Raw genomic sequence first — 17,848 nt, 5'->3', positions numbered from 1 at the left:
CCATTTCTGCTCACGAAACGCCCGCGTCAGGCGCGCGCGGCGAGCACGTCGGCCAGGGTTCCGATCGCGAAGCGCACCTCGTCGTCGGTGACGACCAGGGGCGGCGCGAAGCGGATCGTCGACCCGTGGGTGTCCTTCACCAGGAGCCCGCGGTCGGCGAGGTCCTTCGAGATCTCCTTGCCGGTGCCGAGCGCGGGGTCGATGTCGATCCCCGCCCAGAGTCCGGCGACCCGGTGCGAGACGACACCCTTGCCGAGCAGGTCGTCGAGCAGGCCGCGCAACAGCGGTTCGCCGTCGAGAGCCCGCTGCTGGAAGGTGCCCTCTCCGAGCATCGCCACGACCTCGGCGCCGACAGCTGCGGCGAGCGGGTTCCCGCCGAAGGTCGACCCGTGTTCGCCGGGGCGCAGGACGCCCAGGACATCGCGCGAACCCACCACCGCCGACACCGGCACGATGCCGCCACCCAGTGCCTTGCCGAGCGTGATGAGGTCGGGGCGGACCCCGACGCGCTGCACCGCGAGCGTGTGCCCCGTGCGACCGAGGCCGGACTGGATCTCGTCGGCGATGAACAGCGCACCGAACTCGTCGCAGACCGCGCGGACGTCAGGAAGGTAGGACTCCGGCGGGATGACCACGCCGCCCTCGCCCTGGATCGGCTCGAGCAGCACGGCGACGACGGTCTCGTCCATCGCCTCGCGCAGGGCCGCAGCGTCGCCGTACGGCACCGTGCGGAAGCCCGGCGTGAACGGGCCGAAGTCATCGTGGGCCGAGGGGTCGTCCGAGAACGAGATGATCGTCGTGGTGCGGCCGTGGAAGTTCCCGGACGCGACGATGATCGTCGCCCGCTCGGCCGGCACGCCCTTGACGCGGTAGCCCCAGGCGCGGGACACCTTGATCGCTGACTCGACGGCCTCGGCACCGGTGTTCATCGGCAGGACCATCTCGGTCTCCGTCAACGCCGCCAGTGCTGCGGCGAACGGCCCGAGCTGGTCGTTCACGAACGCGCGGCTCGTGAGCGTCACCCGGTCGAGCTGCGCCCGTGCTGCGTCGAGCAGCCGCGGGTTGCCGTGACCGAAGTTCACCGCCGAGTACGCGGCGAGGCCGTCCAGGTACTGCTTGCCGTCGACGTCGGTGACGGTCGCTCCGGCACCCGACGCGATGACGACGGGCAGCGGGCTGTAGTTGTGCGCGAGGGCGCGGTCCTCGACGGCGAGCGCCGCCGCGGTGTTGACCCCGAGCGACGCTGCCGCCGACATCAGCTGACCCCGAGCGAACGCGCGACCGAGGTGCCGGTGCCGACCGGGTGCAGGTCGAGGGTGCAGCACTTCACGCCGCCACCGCCGAGCAGCAGCTCGGACAGGTCGACGCCGATCGGGTTGTAGCCCTTCTCACGCAGCTGCTCGGCGAACCGAACAGCCCGGGCGGCGATCACGACGTTGTACCCGTCGGAGTACGAGTTCAAACCGAGGATCGCGGCGTCTTCCTCGGTGGCGATGATCGCGTCGGGGAAGCGCTCGCGCAGGATCGCCAGCGACGGCTCGTCGAAGGCGCTCTCCAGGTAGGCGATGTTGCTCGTCCCGTCGACGGCGGGCTCGGGGTCGAGCACGGCGATGGCGGTGTCGAGGTGGTAGAAGCTCGGGTTGATGAGCTTGAGCGTGACGACCTCGCGGCCGTAGATCTTCGCGAGCTCGTCGTGCGAGGTGCTGTCCGACCGGAAGCCGGTGCCGGCGAAGATGGTGTCCCCGATGAGCAGGAAGTCACCCTCGCCCTCGTTGGTCTGCTCCGGCTCGGCGACGGTCAGACCGGCCTGGCGGAACCAGTCCATGTACGCGGGGCCCTCGGGCTGGCGCTCGGGGTACTGGAACTTCGCGCCGTACGCGATGCCGTCGAGGACGAACCCGCCGTTGGCCGCGTAGACCATGTCCGGCAGGCCGTCGATGGGATCGATGTACGAGATGTCGAAGCCGAGCTGCTCGTAGACGGCGACGAGCGACTCCCACTGCTCGACGGCCTTCGACGTGTCGGTCGGCTCCTCCGGGTGCATCCACGGGTTGATCCGGTAGCTCACGGTGTAGAAGTCCGGCTTGCACATCAGGATCGTGCGCTTGGTGGCGACACGGGCCGGGGTGGCGACGGACTCGGGGGCGGGTGCGGTGTTCGACATCAGTCCTCCTGGAAGGGACCGGGGCCCGAGCCTGCCAGGAACCGAAACGGAACGAGGAGAAGAGCTCCGGTGAGATGCAGGCTCACTCACCGCAGCGGACCAGGTCGACGCCACTCAGAAGTCTGGCATGAACCGTCCGACGAGTGCAGTCCCCCGCCTGCGGGACCGTGACACCCGTTCGGGTGACGCACGTTTCGTGCGCCAGACCCACCAGCCTCGCAACAAGTCCGCGTACGATGGGGACAAATGGATACGCTCGACCACCGCATCCTGGATCAGCTCCGGGACAACGCCCGCGCCGGCTACGGCGACATCGGGTCGGTGGTCGGACTCTCGGCCTCGGCCGTCAAGCGCCGTGTCGACCGGCTGGTCGGTGACGGCGTCATCCAGGGCTTCACGATCAAGGTCGACCCCGCCGTCGAGGACCGCGGCACCGAGGCCTGGGTCGAGCTCTACTGCCGCGGCACCGTCTCGCCCGACGAGCTGCGTGCCCTGCTCGACACCGTCCCCGAGGTCATCGACGCCGGCACGGTCACCGGCAGCGCCGACGCCGTCGTGCACATGCGCTCGAAGGACCTGTCCGCGCTCGAGGAGGCGCTCGACAAGGTCCGCCTCGCACCCCAGGTCGACCACACCCGCTCCGCGATCGTGCTCTCCAAGCTCGTCAGTCGAGAGACCGCGTAACGTCCCACGCATGGGACGGAAGACGGTCTGGAGGCGCGACTCGGCACCCACGGGATCGCGCCCGGCCCGGCAGCTGGTCACCGCTGCGAGCGTCGCCTACGTCGCGAACTGCCTGTGGGGCACCGCGGTCGCCGTGCGGCTGATCCGCACGAAGAAGCTCCGCGTCGTGCACCACGGCCTGTTCGTCGTGACCGCGACCCTGACCGGCGTCGCCGCGACGACCCCCGCGTGGACGCGCGACCGCACCGCACTGTTCCTGCTGCCGGCACTCGTGCCGCTGGCGGTCGCTCCACGCACGAACCCGCGCTCCGGAGCACACTGGAGGGTCGCGGTCGCCGCCGCACCGTCCTACCTGGGGGCCGTGCTCGCACGCAGGCGATCAGAGAGGTGAGCAGTGGAGCTGTTCGAGGCCATCCGACGACGACGTACGACGAACGGGCCGTTCCTGCCCGATCCGGTGTCGGACGAGCACCAGCGACTGCTCATGGAGCTCGCCGGCCGGGCGCCGTCGCAGCTCAACAGCCAGCCGTGGCGCTTCGTGCTGATCGAGGAACGCCAGACGATCGACCGCGTCGCCGAGATCAGCGGCAGCTCGATGACCCGCACCATGGCCGAGGGCACGTTCTTCGAGCGGTACAAGCCGTACTTCCGGTTCTCGAAGGCCGAGATGGACGAGCGGCGCGACGGCATGCTGTTCGACAAGCTCCCCGGGCCGCTGCGGCCGTTCACGAAGCAGGTGTTCACGAAGCGCGGGCAGCTGCTCATGAACACGCTCCGGGTGCCGCAGACCCTGGGTGAGGAGAACCGGAAGCTCGTCGCCGGGTCACCGCTGCTGCTCGGCGTGCTGCTCGACCGCCACGAGTACCGGAAGGAGGAGCTGTCCGGCTTCTACTCGGTGTTCAGCATGGGCGCGGCGATGGAGAACATCTGGCTCGCGACGACCGAGCTCGGCCTGGGGATCCAGTTCGTGTCCTTCCCGATGGAGACCCCCGGCGCGTGGGAGGAGATCGAGGGACTGCTCCGCGTCCCCGAGTCGCTCGAGCTGATGGCCGTCTACCGGATCGGGTACCTGCCCCCGGAACGACGACGGCCGGCCATCGACTGGACGTCGAGCGAGCGGAAGCGACCCTCGCAGTACGTGTTCCGCGGCACCTGCGACACCCCGCAGCGCGGGTGGGACGACGCACCCGTCGCAGCCCACATCGAACCGGAGGCGACCACATCGTGACCGACACCCGACCCACCCAGACCGCTCCGAGCCTCCAGGCCGTCGCCCCCGGCCTGCCGGGCCGCCCCTGGATCTCGCAGGACTGGCTCGACGTCGTCTTCGTGCACTGGCGCGTCGACGTGTCGGCGGTGGCACCGCTGCTGCCGGCCGGCACGCGGCCCGACACGATGGCGCTCGACGGCACCGACGACGGGGTGACCACCTGGGTGGGCCTCATCGCGTTCCGGTTCGAGGACACGCGGTTCCCGCCGTTCTCGACCGGGAGCATCGGCGACTTCGTCGAGCTGAACGTCCGCGTCTACACGGTCGACGAACAGGGGCAGCGCGGGGTCGTGTTCCTGTCGCTCGACGCCGGGAAGCTCCTGCCGACCATCGGCGCACGCGTCGCGACCGGACTGCCGTACCGGTGGGCGGTCGCGGAGTCGCGCAGCGGTGACGGCCGCGTGGGGTACGCGATGCGGCGGCACGGCACCCACCTGCGGTCGATGCTCGACGTCCGGATCGGCGAGGCGCTCGACGAGCCGGGGCCCCTCGAGACGTTCCTGACGGCTCGGTGGGGCATGCACGTGCACCGGGCCGGACGGACGCGGTTCTGGCCGAACGAGCACGAGTCGTGGCCGTTGCACCTGGCCTCGGTGGTGTCGCTGCGGGACGACCTGGTCGGGGCTGCCGGGCTGCCCTTCGGGCTGACGGAGCTCGAGCCGGACTCGGTGCTCTACTCGCCGGGGGTCACGACGCGGTTCGGTCGGGGGCGCTGAGCGGATCGGTGCCCGGCTCCGGTCCCGGTCGCTGACCCTCGACTGCCTCCGCCCCGTCGAGGTCGGGCTCGGCCGTCCTCGACGCGGCTCGCCAGTTCAGCACCGCGACGACGCCAGCGACCGGGATGACCAGGACGCTCCACCCGATCCACAGCGATGCGTGCGCTTCGTCGACGACCGGGACCGTCAACGCCACGACCGCGAACACGGCCGCCACCACCGCGACGGCCGCCGACGCCACCGCACGACCGCGCCGCTCGAACCGCGTCGGGTCGTCGCGTCGCATCGTGTACAGGCCGGTGGCGGCGACCAGGTACCCGATCAGGAGCGTCCGTGCTCCCACCGCGAAGGCGAACACCGACAACGCGACGCCCACCGCGTTCCACACGAGGACCCGTGTGCGATGCAAGCGCCAAGCCTCCGCCCGACTCGGATACCAGTACGCACGCCGCCCGGCGACCGCGAGCACGAACGCAGCGGCCAGCACCACGGCGCCGACCGGGATCACGACGGGCAGGGCGGGACGCTGCAACCAGATGCCGATCGCCATCACCCCGACTGCCAGAGCCGTCGGCGGACCCCACCACTGCTCGGGGACGATCGGCGTCCGGCGGATCCAGCGCGGCTGCGGCTCCGCGTCCGGCTCGGGTTCCACGGGGTCGTCTCGCGTGTCCACACCACCATCATGCTCGGCCACCGCCCTGAGGCACGGGTCGTCGGGGGACAGCGGCTGAGTGGTGCACGGTCGACCGCAGGTACAAGGGAGCCATGACTCGAGTGGCAGTGGTGACCGGTGGATCCGCAGGACTGGGACGAGCGACCGTCCGGGAGCTCGCCGCACGGGGGTGGGACGTGGCCGTCCTGGCCCGCGGGCAGGAGGGCGTCGACGCCGCCGTCGCCGAGGTCGAGGCCGCCGGGCGCCGCGGCCTGGCCCTGGTCGCCGACGTCTCCGACCGCGACGCCGTCGAGGCCGCGGCTGACCGGGTCGAGCAGGAGCTCGGACCGATCGACCTGTGGGTGAACGGCGTGATGGTCGGGGTGTTCGGGAAGTTCCTCGACACCGCCCCGGAGGACTTCGAGCGGGCACTGCACGTGACCTACCTCGGCTTCGTGAACGGCACCCGGTCGGCGCTGTCGCGGATGGTCCCCCGCGGTCGCGGGCACGTGATCCAGGTCGGCTCGGCGCTCGGGTTCCGCGGGATCCCCCTGCAAGCCGCGTACTGCGGCGCGAAGCACGCCATCGTCGGGTTCACCGAGTCCGTCGTCTCCGAGCTGCGCGAACAGGGCAGCAAGGTCAAGGTGTCCCGCGTGGACATGCCGGCCCTCAACACGATCCAGTTCCAGTGGGTGAAGTCGAAGCTGCCGCACCACCCGCAGCCGGTCGCCCCGATCTACCAGCCCGAGGTCGGCGCCCGCGCCATCGCCGCCGTCGCCGAACGACCGCGCAGCCGCACCTGGGTGGGCGAGTCCACGGTCTACACGATCCTCGGCAACCGGATCAGCGGACGCTTCGCCGACTGGTACGCCGCCAAGACCCTGGTCGACGGGCAGCAGGCGCCGGACAAGGACGGCCTCGAGATGCGGGACAACCTGTACGAGCCGGTGCCGGGCGACCACGGTGCGCACGGGGTCTTCGACGAGTCCGCCCACGCCTGGTCGCCGCAGACCTGGTGGGTGGAGCACCGCCGGGTCGGCAACGGCATCATCGGTGCCGTGCTCGGTGCCGCCGGGGCCGTCGCACTCGTCGCGGGACGCCGACGATGAGCCGCCGGTCGTCGACCGTGCCCGGAGCAGCCGTCGTCGAGCTGGCCCGGGCCGGGCTCGGCCTGTGGCACCTGAACCGTGCGGTCCGAGGGTCGGACCAGGCCGTGCTGCACGGCGTGCTCGGGGTCCGTCAGATCGCACAGGCTGCGCTCGTCGCGCGGGCTGGTTCCGGCAACGCGCACACCCTGAGCGCCGTCGTGGACGCCCTGCACGGTGCGACGATGGTGCCGCTGGTCGTCGCCGATCCCCGTCGCCGCCGGTTCGCGCTCGACCAGCTCTGGATCGCCGACGTCCTGGCGATCGCCGAGGCAGCGGTCGTCGGTCGCCGAGGCCGCGGCTGACTCCTGTCGGGGGTGCTCGGTAGCGTCCCCGGCATGAGCACGATCTACTCCGTCGCGTCCTCGCTGGACGGCTTCGTCGCCGCGCCCGACGACGACCTCGACTGGCTGCTGCGGTTCGGCTTCGAACCGTTCCAGGAGCACCACGACCGGTTCTTCGCGGGCGTCGGGGCGATCGCGATGGGGTCGACGACGTACGAGTGGCTGCTCGAGCACGACGACACGTGGGCGTACCCGGACCTGGCGACGTGGGTGTTCACCACCCGAGACCTGCCGGTGCCCGACGGCGCCGACGTGCGCTTCGTCTCGGGCGAGGTCGGCGACCACCAGGCCGACCTCGAGCGCGTGGCCGACGGCCGCGATGTCTGGGTCGTCGGCGGCGGACTGCTCGCGGCGCAGTACCAGCAGGCGGGCATCCTCGACGAGCTGCGAGTCACGGTGATGCCGGTCGCGCTCGGCGCCGGGGCACCCCTGCTGCCGGTCGCCGCACCGACGCCGGTGTACGAACTCGTCGGCACCACGCAGTTCGACGGCGGCGCGGTCGAGCTCCACTACCGTTCCGCAGCAACCGCGGCGTAGCGTCCGGAGCATGAGCGACAACGAGCAGACCGAGCCCGTCATGGACGGTGCCACCGATGCCACGAACCACGAGAAGCTGCAGGGTCTGATCGAGCAGGTCGACCACGACCACGCCGGTGAGGGCGCTGGCGCGATGGCGGACCACCTGCGGGACCGCATGGACGAGACCGGCGTCGAGGACGAAGACGCGGGTGACGCCGAGGACTGATCCTCGGGTCACTTCGTGAGCAGAAGAGGTCGGGTCCCCACACGGGACCCGACCTCTTCTGCTCACCAAGCGGAACGTACGAAGCGCAACGCGCGCGAAGCGCGACGCGCCTACACGCGCAACTCGGAGAAGTCGCTGTCGACGTCGCCGAACCGGTGCGCGGTGATCGACACCGACTGCTCGCGCAGGTAGGGCAGCATCTCGATCACGCCGGCCTCGACCACGGGGGCGTCGTGGATCGCGACGTCGATGCTCGCACCCAGGGCTTCCTCGAGGGCGAGCGGGTCACCGCCGAGCAACCGGATCCGGGCGCCGGGACCACCGAATGCCGTGTGGGCCGGGCGGTCCTGCCCCTGCGACAACACGGCCTCGAGCGCGTCGACCGGCTGGTCGTCCTGGTCGGTGGACCAGTCCGCCTGGAACACGGCCCCCGACGACGCGCGGGCGTGGAACTCCTGGTCGGACTCCACCAGGTGGTCGACGACGTCGAGCGGCGACCGGTTCCCCGCGAGCAGCTGCGTGAGCGGGCCGGGCAGCGGCCGAGCCGTGCTGAGCAGGACGTGCGCACGTGCCGAGGTCGCGGCGACGAGCGTCCGGACGAGGTCCACGGTCGAGGCGTCCTCGGCCTGGCGCACGATGACCGACTGGGGTCGGTGGCGCAGCACGTTCCGCTGCACCACGAGCCCGGACAGGTCCCGCGACCGGAAGAGGGTCTCTCGTGCGTGCACGTCGCTCAGGGCCCCGGCGCGGACGCGGTCGAACTCCTCGAAGGACAGCCCGCTGCGTGCGGCCTCGATCACCGCGGTGACGCGCGGGGGCAGGCCGTGCAGCTGGATGCTCTTGTGCACGGTCCGGGGCGTGGGCAGCCAGCGGCCGAGCGTCGCGACGTACATGGGCCCGCCGGCCTTGGTGCCGGTGCCGACCGAGGAGCCCTTCCAGCCGCCGAACGGCTGGCGTCCCACGACGGCACCGGTGATGCCGCGGTTGACGGAGAGGTTGCCGGCGCGGACGCGAGCCAGCCACTCGGACACCTCGTCGACGTCGAGCGAGTGGATGCCCGCCGTCAGCCCGAAGTCGGTGCCGTTCTGGACGGCGATCGCCTGCTCGAGGGTCTCGGCGCGCATGATGCCGAGCACCGGGCCGGGGTACTCGGTCTGGTGGAAGTCGCTGCCGGGTCGGACGCCGTCGCGGATGCCCGGCGACCAGAGCCGGCCGGAGTCGTCGACCGCCTCGGGCTGCACGAGCCAGGACTCCCCCGGCCCGAGCTCGGTCAGCCCCTGGCGGAGCCTGCCCTGCGGTTCGGCGATGAGCGGGCCGACCTGCGCCGTGGGGTCGTCCGGCCACGCGACCCGGAGTGTGCGGGTGGCATCGACGAGCTGCCGCTGGAAGCGCTCGCTCTCGCCCACCGACCCGACCAGGATCACGAGGGACGCCGCCGAGCACTGCTGTCCGGCGTGCCCGAAGGCGGACTGCACGATGTCCTGCACCGCCAGGTCGAGGTCGGCGCTCGGCGTGACGACGATGGCGTTCTTGCCGCTCGTCCCGGCGGTGAGCGGCAGTCCGGCACGCCACCAGCGGAACGAACGGGCGGTGTCGGACGAGCCGGTCAGGATGATGCGGTCGACCGTGGGGTGGCCGATGAGGTCGCGGCCGAGTTCGTCCTCGGCCAGGTCGACGAGCTGCAGCAGCGAGTGCGGCACCCCGGCGTCCCAGAGCACGTCGGCGAGCACGGCACCGGACCGCTTGGCCTCGGGCGCTGGCTTGAGCACGACACCGCTGCCCGCGGCGAGCGCCGCCAGCACACCACCGGCGGGGATGGCGACGGGGGAGCTCCACGGCGGCACGACGACGGTCAGCCGCGGCGGCACGTACTGCGCGCCCTCGATGTCCCCGAGGCGGCGGGCGCTCTCGGCGTAGTAGTGCGCGGCGTCGACGGCCTCGGTCACCTCGGCGTCGGCCTGGGCGAAGGTCGTCCCCGTCTCGGCGGCCATCACCTCGATCAGGTCGGCGCGGCGGGTCTCGAGTTCGTGCCCGATGAGGTCGAGGAGCTCGGCACGGTCGGACGGGTCCTGCCGCCCCCAGTTCACACCGGCCTGGGCGGTGCGCGCCATGATCCGCTCGAGCTTGGAGCGGTCGGCGACCTTCGCCCCGCGGATCGTCTGCGCGCCGAGCTGCGAGCGCGGCACCCGGCGCAGGACGTCGAGCGCCCAGGCCCGGTTCGCGGCGATGGACGGGTCGGTGTCGGGGGCGTTGCGGAACGCGTCGCGCAGGACCGGCTCGCCGAGCGCGCGGTGGCGGTCCTGCGTGCGGTGGGTGGCGGGGACGGGCTCGTCGAGTGCGGCGACGGACGCCAGGAACCGGCTGTGCTCCCGCTCGAACACGCTGGCGTCGTGGTCGATGTCGGATGCTGCGGCGATGAAGTTCTCGGGGCTCGCGCTCTCCTGCAGGCGACGGGCCAGGTACGCGATGGCCGAGTCGAACTCGTCCGGCTGCACGACGGGCGTGTAGAGCAGGATCTGGCCGACGTCGGCCCGGACGGCCTGGGCGTGGGTGGACGCCATGCCGAGCAGCATCTCGACGTCGACGGCGTCGGTGACCCCACGGCGCTGGGCGAGCACCCACGCGGTGGCGAGGTCGAACAGGTTGTGCCCGGCGACCCCGATCCGCACAGCGTCGGTGCGCTCGGGCGTCAGTGCGGCGTCGAGCAGCCGCAGGTACGCGGTGTCGGTCTCGCGCTTGCTGCCCCAAGTGGCGAGGGGCCACCCGTGCAGGATCGCGTCGACGTGCTCCATGGCGAGGTTCGCGCCCTTGACGAGCCGCACCGTGATCGAGGCACCGCCGCGCGCCCGGCGTTCCTGCGCCCACGCGGTCAGCGCGTCGAGTGCTCCCGCTGCGTCGGGCAGGTAGGCCTGCAGCACGATGCCGGCCGGCAGGTCGGCGAACTCGTCACGGTCGAGCAGCGCCCGGAACACGGCGAGGGTGACGTCGAGGTCGCGGTACTCCTCGATGTCGAGGTTGATGAACTTGGCGGGGTGCCCGGAGGCCGTCGGTGCCGCGGCCAGGCGGTAGAGCGGGACGAGCCGGTCGACGACGCGCTCGACGGTCTGGTCGAAGGCCCACGGCGAGGTCTGCGGCACGACGGCGCTCACCTTGATCGACACGTGGTCGACGTCGTCGCGGGCGAGCAGGTCCATGGTGCCCTGCAGGCGTCGGTCGCTCTCGGCGCTGCCGAGGACGGCTTCGCCGAGCAGGTTCACGTTCAGTCGCGTCCCCGGACCGCGGACCTTGGCGAGGGCCGGGCCGAGCTTGCTCGTGCTCGCGTCGATGACCAGGTGCCCGGTCATCCGGCGCAGGATCCGGCGCGCGGTCGGGATCACGGCCCAGGGCGCCATGGTGGCGAACCCGCCGCCGAGCGTCACCGCCCCGCGTAGGTACCAGGCGAGGAAGTCGGGGACGTCACGGCTCAGCTGCTCGAGGTTGCGTGCCGCCACCCGGGGGTCTTCGGGGCGGATGACCTTGTCGACGAACCCACGGGTGAAGTCGAGGCCCTGCTCGTCGCGCAGGACCTCGGCCAGACGGACCGCACCCGGGTCGGGCTTCACCCCGGCGGACGCCGCCAGCCACCGGCGCACGAGCGCGACGGCGTCATCGGTGGTGTCCTGGAGGCGAGCGCTCGGCATCCCCCGATCGTATGCCGCACGTCCGACGCGACCTCGGAGCACGCCGTACGTCGGCCAGGAGTCATCCGAGCGGATGAAAGGGCTCGCGGCGCGGTCCGATCGTCCGCCCGGTGGATACGCTGGTCGGCATGTCGACGGAGGGCAACGGTGGCCACGACTGGGCCACCTGGGACGCGTACCACGACGCCTGGCGACGACTCGACCGGGCGCTCGACCGGGCCGTCCAGGCGGGCGCCGGCATCTCCGTCCCCGAGTTCGAGATCCTGATCGGCCTGCACCGCGACCCCGACCACCGTCTGCGCGTCCGGGACATCGCCGCGGGGATCGGGTGGGAGAAGTCGCGGGTCAGCCACCAGGTCACGCGGATGGTCTCCCGCGGTCTGGTCGAGCGGGCGGACTGCCCGAGCGACGCCCGTGGCAGCTGGGTGGTGATGACCGCGGAGGGCCGTCGCGCGGTGCTCGCCGGCATCCGCGCGCACACCGGTGCGCTCGAGGACCTGTTCTGGAGGCCCGTGGGGACCGACGCCGCGACGCTGCGGTCCGTCAGTGCGCGCGTCCAGGACGCCATCGGCCCCGACGACGCCTCCGACGAGGCCGACGTCGGCTAGAGCGTGACGACGGCGAGCGCGCCGCGCTCACCACGCAGCCGGACCTGCACGCTCTTGATCTCGTCCCGCGGGATGTCCGTCGACGCCGACAATCCGCGCGCATCGGCACCGGCAGCCGTCCACGAGCCCACGGTCTGCGTCGAGCCGTCGGTCCGGACGACCACCAGGTCGTAGAGGATCGACCCGTCCGGCGACCACTCCTTGCCGCCGTACGAGCACCCCCAGTCGAAGCGGGTGCCCCACTGCTCGCCGCTGATGGCGAGCTGGACGTCGAGTCCCTGCACGCCGGTCATGTCGTAGCGGTCGGCGGTGGCAGCCGCCGTCGGAGCGGCACCGGCCTGCACCGTGGTGCGCTCGCCCGCGGCACCGACCGCGAGCCCGCCCAGGACGGCGGCGACCACCGCGAGCCCCGCGGTTGCGGCGACCCAGACCCGGCGACGGCGGCGACGGTGTCGGACGCGGTGCGCGACGGAGGCGAGGTCGCTCTCGGAACGGGTGTCGGGCCTCCCGTCCGGTTCTGAGATCTCGATCGCCTGGTCGGCCGGCAGCTTGCCGAGCAGTCCCGGCAGACCGACCAGCTCCGCGACGGCGGCCGCACAGCGGTCGCACGTCTCGAGGTGCCGCTCGTACTCCAGCCGCTCACCGGCCGGGAGCGACCCCAGGACGTACGCCGCATCCCACTCCGCGTACTTGTCGTCGCTCATCGGGTCACTCCTCGTTCCTGCAGTGCGAGCCGCAGGGCTCGCAGCCCGTAGTGCAACCGCGACTTGGCGGTGCCCTCCGGGATGTCGTGTCGTCGTGCGATCTCCGGCACCGTGTGCCCGAGCCAGTACGCGTCCACCACCACGCGACGGTGGTCCGGACTCAGCGACGCGAGTGCGTCGGCGACCACGATCCGGTCCAGCACGGCGTCCGTGCTGTCCGACTCGATCCGTTCGACCTGGTGCTCGGTGCCGTGCTCACGGCGGTTGCGGGCCGACCGTGCGTCGTCGACCACCAGGTTGCGCGCCACCGTGAAGAGCCACGCCCGTGCGCTGTCGGGTGCCCGTTCGAGCACGGCCGGGCGCTGCCAGGCGCGGACCATCGTCTCCTGTACGACGTCCTCGACCGTCGAGCCGTCCCGCGTGAGGTGCCGGACGTACCGCGTGAGCGCGTCACCGTGCTCGCGGTACAGCGTCGCGAGCAGCTCGTCCGCGGAACGACTCGTCACGGTCACTTCCCGAGGTCGAGGGAGAACTCGACGGAGCCCTTCCCGTCCACGGTGACGAAGCCGAGCGACGGGGCCTTCACGCCGTAGTCGGCGAAGGTGATCGGCACGGTGCCGGCGACCTGGACGGTCCCGCCCTTGCCGACCGCGACCTGGGCGTCGGCCGTGACCGGCTTCTCGACGCCGTGCAGGTCCATCGTGCCGGTCAGGGTGACGTCCTGCGTGGAGCCGTCGAGCGCCTTCGTGACGTCGACGGGCTTCGTCAGCTCGAACGTCGCCGTGGGGTACTTGTCGGTCTGCAGCGCGGTGGAACGGAAGTACTCGTCGCGGGCGGCTTCCGGGGTGCTGATCTTGCCGACCTGCACGGTGACGGACGCCTTGGTGAGGGACCCGCCGTCGACGACGGCGGTGCCCTTGACGTCCTTCGTGCGACCGACCACGTTCACATCATTCCCCTGCAGGACCTCGTGCACCCGGTACCCGGCGTACGAGCTGCTCTTGCTGGTCCAGGTGCCGTCGGCGTCCTTCGCGTCGAGGGTGCCGGACGAGGACGCCGACAGCGAGGGTGCTGCGGCGGCCTGGCCGTTGACGGTGTTCGCGTAGATGACCGGGCCGGCGATGACGGCTGCTGCCGCCACGACGACGACGCCGGCGGAGATCCCGATGATGACCTTGGTTCGTTTGCGGAGTGCCATACCCTCAACGACGAGGCAGCCGGGCGGATCGTTCAAACGGGTTTCAGTCGGAGGTGCGGGCGCGGTCCTGGTCGGCGCGGTCCTGGTCGGATCGGTCGTCGTCCGCCGCTGTGTCGTCCGCGGTGACGGCGTCGGCGGGGGTCTCCCCGCGCATCCGGACGAGGCTCGCCAGCGTCGACACGGCCATCGCGGCGACGATCACCAGCAGGGACACCCACGTGTTGATCTCCGGCGCCCACTCGATGTGGTGGCCGCCGTTCAGGAACGGCAGCTCGTTGTCGTGCAGCGCGTGCAGGACGAGCTTCACGCCGATGAAGGCCAGGATCACGGCGATGCCGTACTTCAGGTAGACCAGACGCTCGAGCAGGCCGCCCAACAGGAAGTAGAGCTGGCGCAGACCCATCAGCGCGAAGACGTTCGCGGTGAACACGATGAAGGGGCTCTCGGTGATGCCGAAGATCGCCGGGATCGAGTCGAGCGCGAACAACAGGTCCGTGGTGCCGATCGCGATGAGCACGATGAGCAGCGGCGTGAAGTGCCGGACACCGTCGTGGTGGGTGCGGAACTTCATGCCGTCGTACGTGTCGGTGAGACGGACCCGGCGGCGCAGCAGCCGGACGATGAAGGTGTCCTTCTGGTCGTCCTCGTCCTCGCCGCGGAGCTGCTGGATCGCCGTCCAGATCAACCAGGCGCCGAAGATGTAGAAGATCCACGAGAAGTTCTCGATGAGCTGCGCGCCGACCAGGATGAAGATGCCGCGGAGCACGAGCGCGATGATGATGCCGAGCAGCAGCACCTCCTGCTGGATCTTCTTCGGGACCGAGAAGCGCGCCATGATGATGACGAACACGAACAGGTTGTCGATGCTCAGGCTGTACTCGGTCAGCCAGCCCGCCAGGAACTGCCCCGCGGAGTCGCCACCGGCGAAGACCAGCATGAGCACCGCGAAGACCAGCGCCAGCCCGACGTAGATGCCCACCCAGATGCCGGATTCGCGCAGCGTCGGCACGTGCGGGCGACGCGCGACGATGAGCAGGTCGGCGAGCAGGATCGCGACCAGGGCGATCATCGAGCCGACTTCGAACACGACGGGGAGCTCGGGCATGCGGAGCCTTCCTTGCTGGTGGTGGGGCGGGCAGCTTCGTGAGCGACCCGCACCAGTCTCCGGCATGATCCGGGCGGTGGCGAACCCCGGGGCTGCGTGCGGCGGACAGAGCCGTGCCGCTCGGCGGCCGTCGCACCGTCCGGACGCGCCGTAGCCTGGGCGCGTGGCGACTCCGCGAGCGATCTGCTTCGACCTGGACGGGACGCTGTTCGACCACCACGGGTCCGCTCGGGTGGGCGTGACCCGGTTCCTGCAGGGCTTCGGCGTCGAGCCCACCGAGGAAGCGATCGGCGCCTGGTTCACGGCGGAGGACGAGCAGTTCGAGCGCTGGCGGTCCGGGGCGATCAGCTTCCGGGAACAGCGACGCGCACGGCTCCGCACGGTCCTGCCGCACCTGGGCATCGAGGCGCCCGGCGACGAGGCCGGCCTGGACGCGGTGTTCGACGACTACCTGCTCGCGTACCGCGAGGCCTGGCGGCTCTTCCCCGAGAGCCTGCCGCTGCTGCACGAGCTGCGCGCAAGCGGACACCGCCTCGGTCTCTTGACGAACGGCACGGAGAGCCAGCAGCTCGACAAGCTCGCTCGGACCGGCCTGGCCGACGCGTTCGACGGCGTCTGCGTCTCGGAACGCATCGGGTTCCAGAAGCCGGACGTCCGCGCGTTCCACGCCCTCGCTGGGCAGCTCGGCGTCGACCCGGCGGACTGTCTGTTCGTCGGTGACGACCCCGAGCGCGACGTGGCCGGTGCCCGGGCAGCCGGGATGCGGGCGGTGCTGGTCGACCACGCGCAGCCGAAGACCCGTGGTCTCCGCGCACTCGTGCGGTCAGCGCGCTGACGTCACCGCGTCCGCGACGGCCCGGGCGACCTCGGTGGCGGGGACCTCGGTCGCGTCGATGACCTCTGCCTCGGCGTGCAGCCAGCCGCGAGCCGCCTCGGCGTAGGCGTCGACGTACGCGAACCGGAACGTGGACGGCCCCACGATCGGGTCGTTCTGGATCCGGTCGCGGAGCGTCGACTCGTCGACGTGCAGCACGAAGTGCCGGACCGGGATGCCGTGAGAGGCGAGCCCCGCGGCGATCTCACGCCAGTACGCCTCGACCAGGACCGTCATCGGCATGATGAGCGGCCCGCCCACGTAGTCGTGCACCCGGCGAGCGGTCTCGACCACGAGCGGCCGCCACGGGTCCCAGTGCTGGAAGTTGTCGCTCTCCGGCAGCCCCGGCGTGACGTCCATCAGCACCTCGCCGACCTTCTCGGCGTCCAGGACCCGCGACCCGGGCAGCAGCGGCTGGAGCAGTCGGCTCGTCGTCGTCTTGCCCGCCCCGTGTGTTCCGTTCAACCAGACGATCACACCAGGACCCTAGCCGCCGACCACCCCGAGGGGCGGTCGGCGGCTGGTCTGCCGGGCGGTCAGCGATCCGGCCGGCCGGTCCGCTTGTCAGCGACCGCTGAGGTCGTACGGACGCACGGTGGAGTCGACCGTCGTCAGGTATCCGCCTCCGGCGAGCGCCGTGGGCAGCGTGATGGTGCGGAGCACGGATGGCTTCGTACCGGTGGTGTCGATCTGGGTGATCTTCCCCTCGTCGCCCCGCGTCACGAACACACTGCGGCCGTCGTCCGTCGCCGCGGTGAACCGCACCGACGCCCCGGTGGCCGGCTGTCCGGCAACGGGGCCCTTGCGCAGCGGCGTGAGCGCGACCGAGGTCGTCCGGCCGGAGTAGACACCGTCGGCCTGCTTCCGCACCAGGACGAGCGAGTCCCCGGTACCCGACGTCAGCGCGACGGCGGCGAACCGGGCGGTGACGGCGACCCGGGTGAAGGAACCGGTGCCGAGGTCGACGCTGCTGATCCTGCTCGACGAGGTCGACGAGGTGGTCAAGTAGGCGGGGACGGCGTTCCACGGGGTCCCCGCGGCCGTGCTGCCGGCCTGGGTACCGACCACGGTCGTGCCGTCCGGTGCCATGCGGGGCCGGTAGCTCTGCACGCTCGGCTTCGGGTAGGCGACGGACCGGGAGCCCGTGAAGCCGGTGCGTGTCACCCGGACGGTCTGCACGCCGGCGGCCAGGTCGGAACCGATCACGGTCCCGGTGGCGTTCACGATCGGGCCGTGCGGGTACGCGCCGAGGGGCGTGGTCGCGACGGGGCGCGGGTGCGTCGCCCCGCGCATGATCGCGGACACGGAGTAGGCGTCGAGGCGTCCGCCCGCGGTGACGACCAGGCGCAGGGGGCTGCCGACAAGGAACGTCTCGACCTCTTCGGTGCCGCGCTTGCCCGTCGTGGCGAGCTGCACGGCCGAGGTGTCGATCCGGGCGGTGCGCTCCGTCTTCCGCCGCAGGTCGATCACCGTGACCCGCTGGCGCTCTGAGCCGTCGAAGTCGGAACCGACCGCCAGGTGACGCCGTGCAGTGTCGGTGGACAGCCAGCCGGCGCGCTCCCAGCGGCCGTCGCCGTTCGGGATCGCGTAGTGCTGCGCGATGCGGGCCGTGCCGCGGGGGCCGATGGCCAGGACGTCGAGCTGCGGCTTCGACTCGTCCATGAACGCGATCTGCCCGTGGCCGAGCTGCACCGAGCCCGCGTGGGTTCCGAACTCGATCCCGCTCAGGGTGGCGGTCCGCCTGCCGGTCACCGCGTCGTTGACGTACACGCGCTTCGCGGTCGGGTCGGCCGTGACGAGCCAGCTGTGGTGGGCGGTCCGGGTCACGGCGGGTGCGGCCGAGGCGGGGACGGCGATCGCGGTGGCGACGAGGGGGACGAGCCCCGCGAGGACGAGGGCGGGGAGGAGACGTGGAGGTCGAGCGGACATGGGGCTCCTGGGGTGCAGTGTCGGATG

At 71.5% G+C, this 17,848-nt stretch carries 20 protein-coding genes; 10 read left to right on the top strand and 10 right to left on the bottom strand.

Annotated features, from left to right (window positions below):
- Positions 1-26 precede the first annotated feature (26 nt).
- Together rocD and ddaH are read right to left on the bottom strand one after the other, a co-directional pair.
- Positions 27-1,256, bottom strand: coding sequence for an ornithine--oxo-acid transaminase (rocD, locus tag DEJ19_RS00825; RefSeq protein WP_111234289.1), 1,230 nt, complete (start codon positions 1,254-1,256; stop codon positions 27-29).
- Positions 1,256-2,164, bottom strand: a complete 909-nt coding sequence (gene ddaH, locus DEJ19_RS00820; protein WP_071245287.1) for a dimethylargininase — start codon at positions 2,162-2,164, stop codon at positions 1,256-1,258. The genes rocD and ddaH overlap by 1 nt, the downstream gene beginning before the upstream one ends.
- A 246-nt stretch (positions 2,165-2,410) precedes the next feature.
- On the opposite strand from ddaH, the gene DEJ19_RS00815 reads away from it, so the two are divergent.
- The 4 genes from DEJ19_RS00815 to DEJ19_RS00800 are packed head-to-tail and all read left to right on the top strand — an operon-like array spanning position 2,411 to position 4,834.
- Complete coding sequence (locus DEJ19_RS00815) at positions 2,411-2,848, top strand: Lrp/AsnC family transcriptional regulator (RefSeq protein ID WP_017887694.1); 438 nt, start codon at positions 2,411-2,413, stop codon at positions 2,846-2,848.
- A 10-nt stretch (positions 2,849-2,858) separates the two neighbouring features.
- Positions 2,859-3,239: a hypothetical protein gene (locus tag DEJ19_RS00810; protein WP_111234288.1), complete on the top strand. Its 381-nt coding sequence runs from the start codon at positions 2,859-2,861 to the stop codon at positions 3,237-3,239.
- Between the two features lie 3 nt (positions 3,240-3,242).
- A complete protein-coding gene (locus DEJ19_RS00805) occupies positions 3,243-4,076 on the top strand; it encodes a nitroreductase family protein (RefSeq protein ID WP_071404500.1) in 834 nt (277 codons plus the stop codon).
- Positions 4,073-4,834 carry a YqjF family protein gene (locus DEJ19_RS00800; RefSeq protein ID WP_220035351.1) on the top strand — a complete coding sequence of 254 codons (762 nt, stop codon included), beginning with the start codon at positions 4,073-4,075 and terminating at the stop codon, positions 4,832-4,834. The genes DEJ19_RS00805 and DEJ19_RS00800 overlap by 4 nt, the downstream gene beginning before the upstream one ends.
- Here DEJ19_RS00800 and DEJ19_RS00795 read toward each other — a convergent pair.
- Positions 4,806-5,510: a hypothetical protein gene (locus tag DEJ19_RS00795; protein ID WP_111234287.1), complete on the bottom strand. Its 705-nt coding sequence runs from the start codon at positions 5,508-5,510 to the stop codon at positions 4,806-4,808. The two genes, DEJ19_RS00800 and DEJ19_RS00795, sit on opposite strands and share 29 nt — an antisense overlap.
- 92 nt (positions 5,511-5,602) lie before the next feature.
- Between DEJ19_RS00795 and DEJ19_RS00790 the strand changes: the two genes are divergently transcribed.
- Genes DEJ19_RS00790 through DEJ19_RS00775 form a run of 4 tightly spaced genes read left to right on the top strand, consistent with a single transcriptional unit; the run spans position 5,603 to position 7,723 of the window.
- A complete protein-coding gene (locus tag DEJ19_RS00790; RefSeq protein WP_031260052.1) occupies positions 5,603-6,598 on the top strand; it encodes an SDR family oxidoreductase in 996 nt (331 codons plus the stop codon).
- Positions 6,595-6,939, top strand: coding sequence for a hypothetical protein (locus DEJ19_RS00785; RefSeq protein WP_111234286.1), 345 nt, complete (start codon positions 6,595-6,597; stop codon positions 6,937-6,939). Before DEJ19_RS00790 ends, DEJ19_RS00785 begins: the two co-directional genes overlap by 4 nt.
- 33 nt (positions 6,940-6,972) lie before the next feature.
- Positions 6,973-7,515, top strand: coding sequence for a dihydrofolate reductase family protein (locus DEJ19_RS00780; protein WP_111234285.1), 543 nt, complete (start codon positions 6,973-6,975; stop codon positions 7,513-7,515).
- A 10-nt stretch (positions 7,516-7,525) separates the two neighbouring features.
- Complete coding sequence (locus tag DEJ19_RS00775) at positions 7,526-7,723, top strand: hypothetical protein (protein WP_035809337.1); 198 nt, start codon at positions 7,526-7,528, stop codon at positions 7,721-7,723.
- Positions 7,724-7,833: 110 nt separating this feature from the next.
- On the opposite strand, the gene DEJ19_RS00770 is transcribed toward DEJ19_RS00775, so the two are convergent.
- Positions 7,834-11,403 carry a bifunctional proline dehydrogenase/L-glutamate gamma-semialdehyde dehydrogenase gene (locus DEJ19_RS00770; protein ID WP_111234283.1) on the bottom strand — a complete coding sequence of 1,190 codons (3,570 nt, stop codon included), beginning with the start codon at positions 11,401-11,403 and terminating at the stop codon, positions 7,834-7,836.
- A gap of 128 nt (positions 11,404-11,531) precedes the next feature.
- Here DEJ19_RS00770 and DEJ19_RS00765 point away from each other — a divergent pair, with 128 nt between their 5' ends.
- On the top strand, positions 11,532-12,011 hold the full coding sequence (locus DEJ19_RS00765) for a MarR family winged helix-turn-helix transcriptional regulator (RefSeq protein ID WP_146250734.1): 480 nt from the start codon (positions 11,532-11,534) through the stop codon (positions 12,009-12,011).
- Here DEJ19_RS00765 and DEJ19_RS00760 read toward each other — a convergent pair.
- The 4 genes from DEJ19_RS00760 to DEJ19_RS00745 are packed head-to-tail and all read right to left on the bottom strand — an operon-like array spanning position 12,008 to position 15,018.
- The gene (locus DEJ19_RS00760) at positions 12,008-12,715 is read right to left on the bottom strand and encodes an anti-sigma factor family protein (protein ID WP_111234281.1); all 708 of its coding nucleotides are present in this window, start codon (positions 12,713-12,715) and stop codon (positions 12,008-12,010) included. The two genes, DEJ19_RS00765 and DEJ19_RS00760, sit on opposite strands and share 4 nt — an antisense overlap.
- Positions 12,712-13,227: a sigma-70 family RNA polymerase sigma factor gene (locus DEJ19_RS00755; protein WP_071404491.1), complete on the bottom strand. Its 516-nt coding sequence runs from the start codon at positions 13,225-13,227 to the stop codon at positions 12,712-12,714. Before DEJ19_RS00755 ends, DEJ19_RS00760 begins: the two co-directional genes overlap by 4 nt.
- Positions 13,224-13,913, bottom strand: a complete 690-nt coding sequence (locus DEJ19_RS00750; RefSeq protein WP_071404490.1) for a YceI family protein — start codon at positions 13,911-13,913, stop codon at positions 13,224-13,226. Before DEJ19_RS00750 ends, DEJ19_RS00755 begins: the two co-directional genes overlap by 4 nt.
- Positions 13,914-13,956: 43 nt before the next feature.
- Positions 13,957-15,018, bottom strand: a complete 1,062-nt coding sequence (locus DEJ19_RS00745) for a TerC family protein (RefSeq protein WP_110863587.1) — start codon at positions 15,016-15,018, stop codon at positions 13,957-13,959.
- Between the two features lie 163 nt (positions 15,019-15,181).
- On the opposite strand from DEJ19_RS00745, the gene DEJ19_RS00740 reads away from it, so the two are divergent.
- Positions 15,182-15,853 (top strand): HAD family hydrolase, encoded by a 672-nt coding sequence (locus DEJ19_RS00740; RefSeq protein WP_111232469.1) that lies wholly within the window; start codon positions 15,182-15,184, stop codon positions 15,851-15,853.
- Here DEJ19_RS00740 and DEJ19_RS00735 read toward each other — a convergent pair.
- Positions 15,842-16,369: an ATP-binding protein gene (locus tag DEJ19_RS00735; RefSeq protein ID WP_111232470.1), complete on the bottom strand. Its 528-nt coding sequence runs from the start codon at positions 16,367-16,369 to the stop codon at positions 15,842-15,844. The two genes, DEJ19_RS00740 and DEJ19_RS00735, sit on opposite strands and share 12 nt — an antisense overlap.
- A gap of 87 nt (positions 16,370-16,456) precedes the next feature.
- Positions 16,457-17,821, bottom strand: coding sequence for a hypothetical protein (locus tag DEJ19_RS00730; RefSeq protein ID WP_111232471.1), 1,365 nt, complete (start codon positions 17,819-17,821; stop codon positions 16,457-16,459).
- Between the last annotated feature and the right edge of the window lie 27 nt (positions 17,822-17,848).

Source organism: Curtobacterium sp. MCSS17_016 (genome assembly GCF_003234255.2).
GTDB lineage: Bacteria > Actinomycetota > Actinomycetes > Actinomycetales > Microbacteriaceae > Curtobacterium > Curtobacterium flaccumfaciens.
Note: the sequence above shows the minus strand (reverse complement) of the source record. Positions and strands in the feature narration are given on the sequence as shown.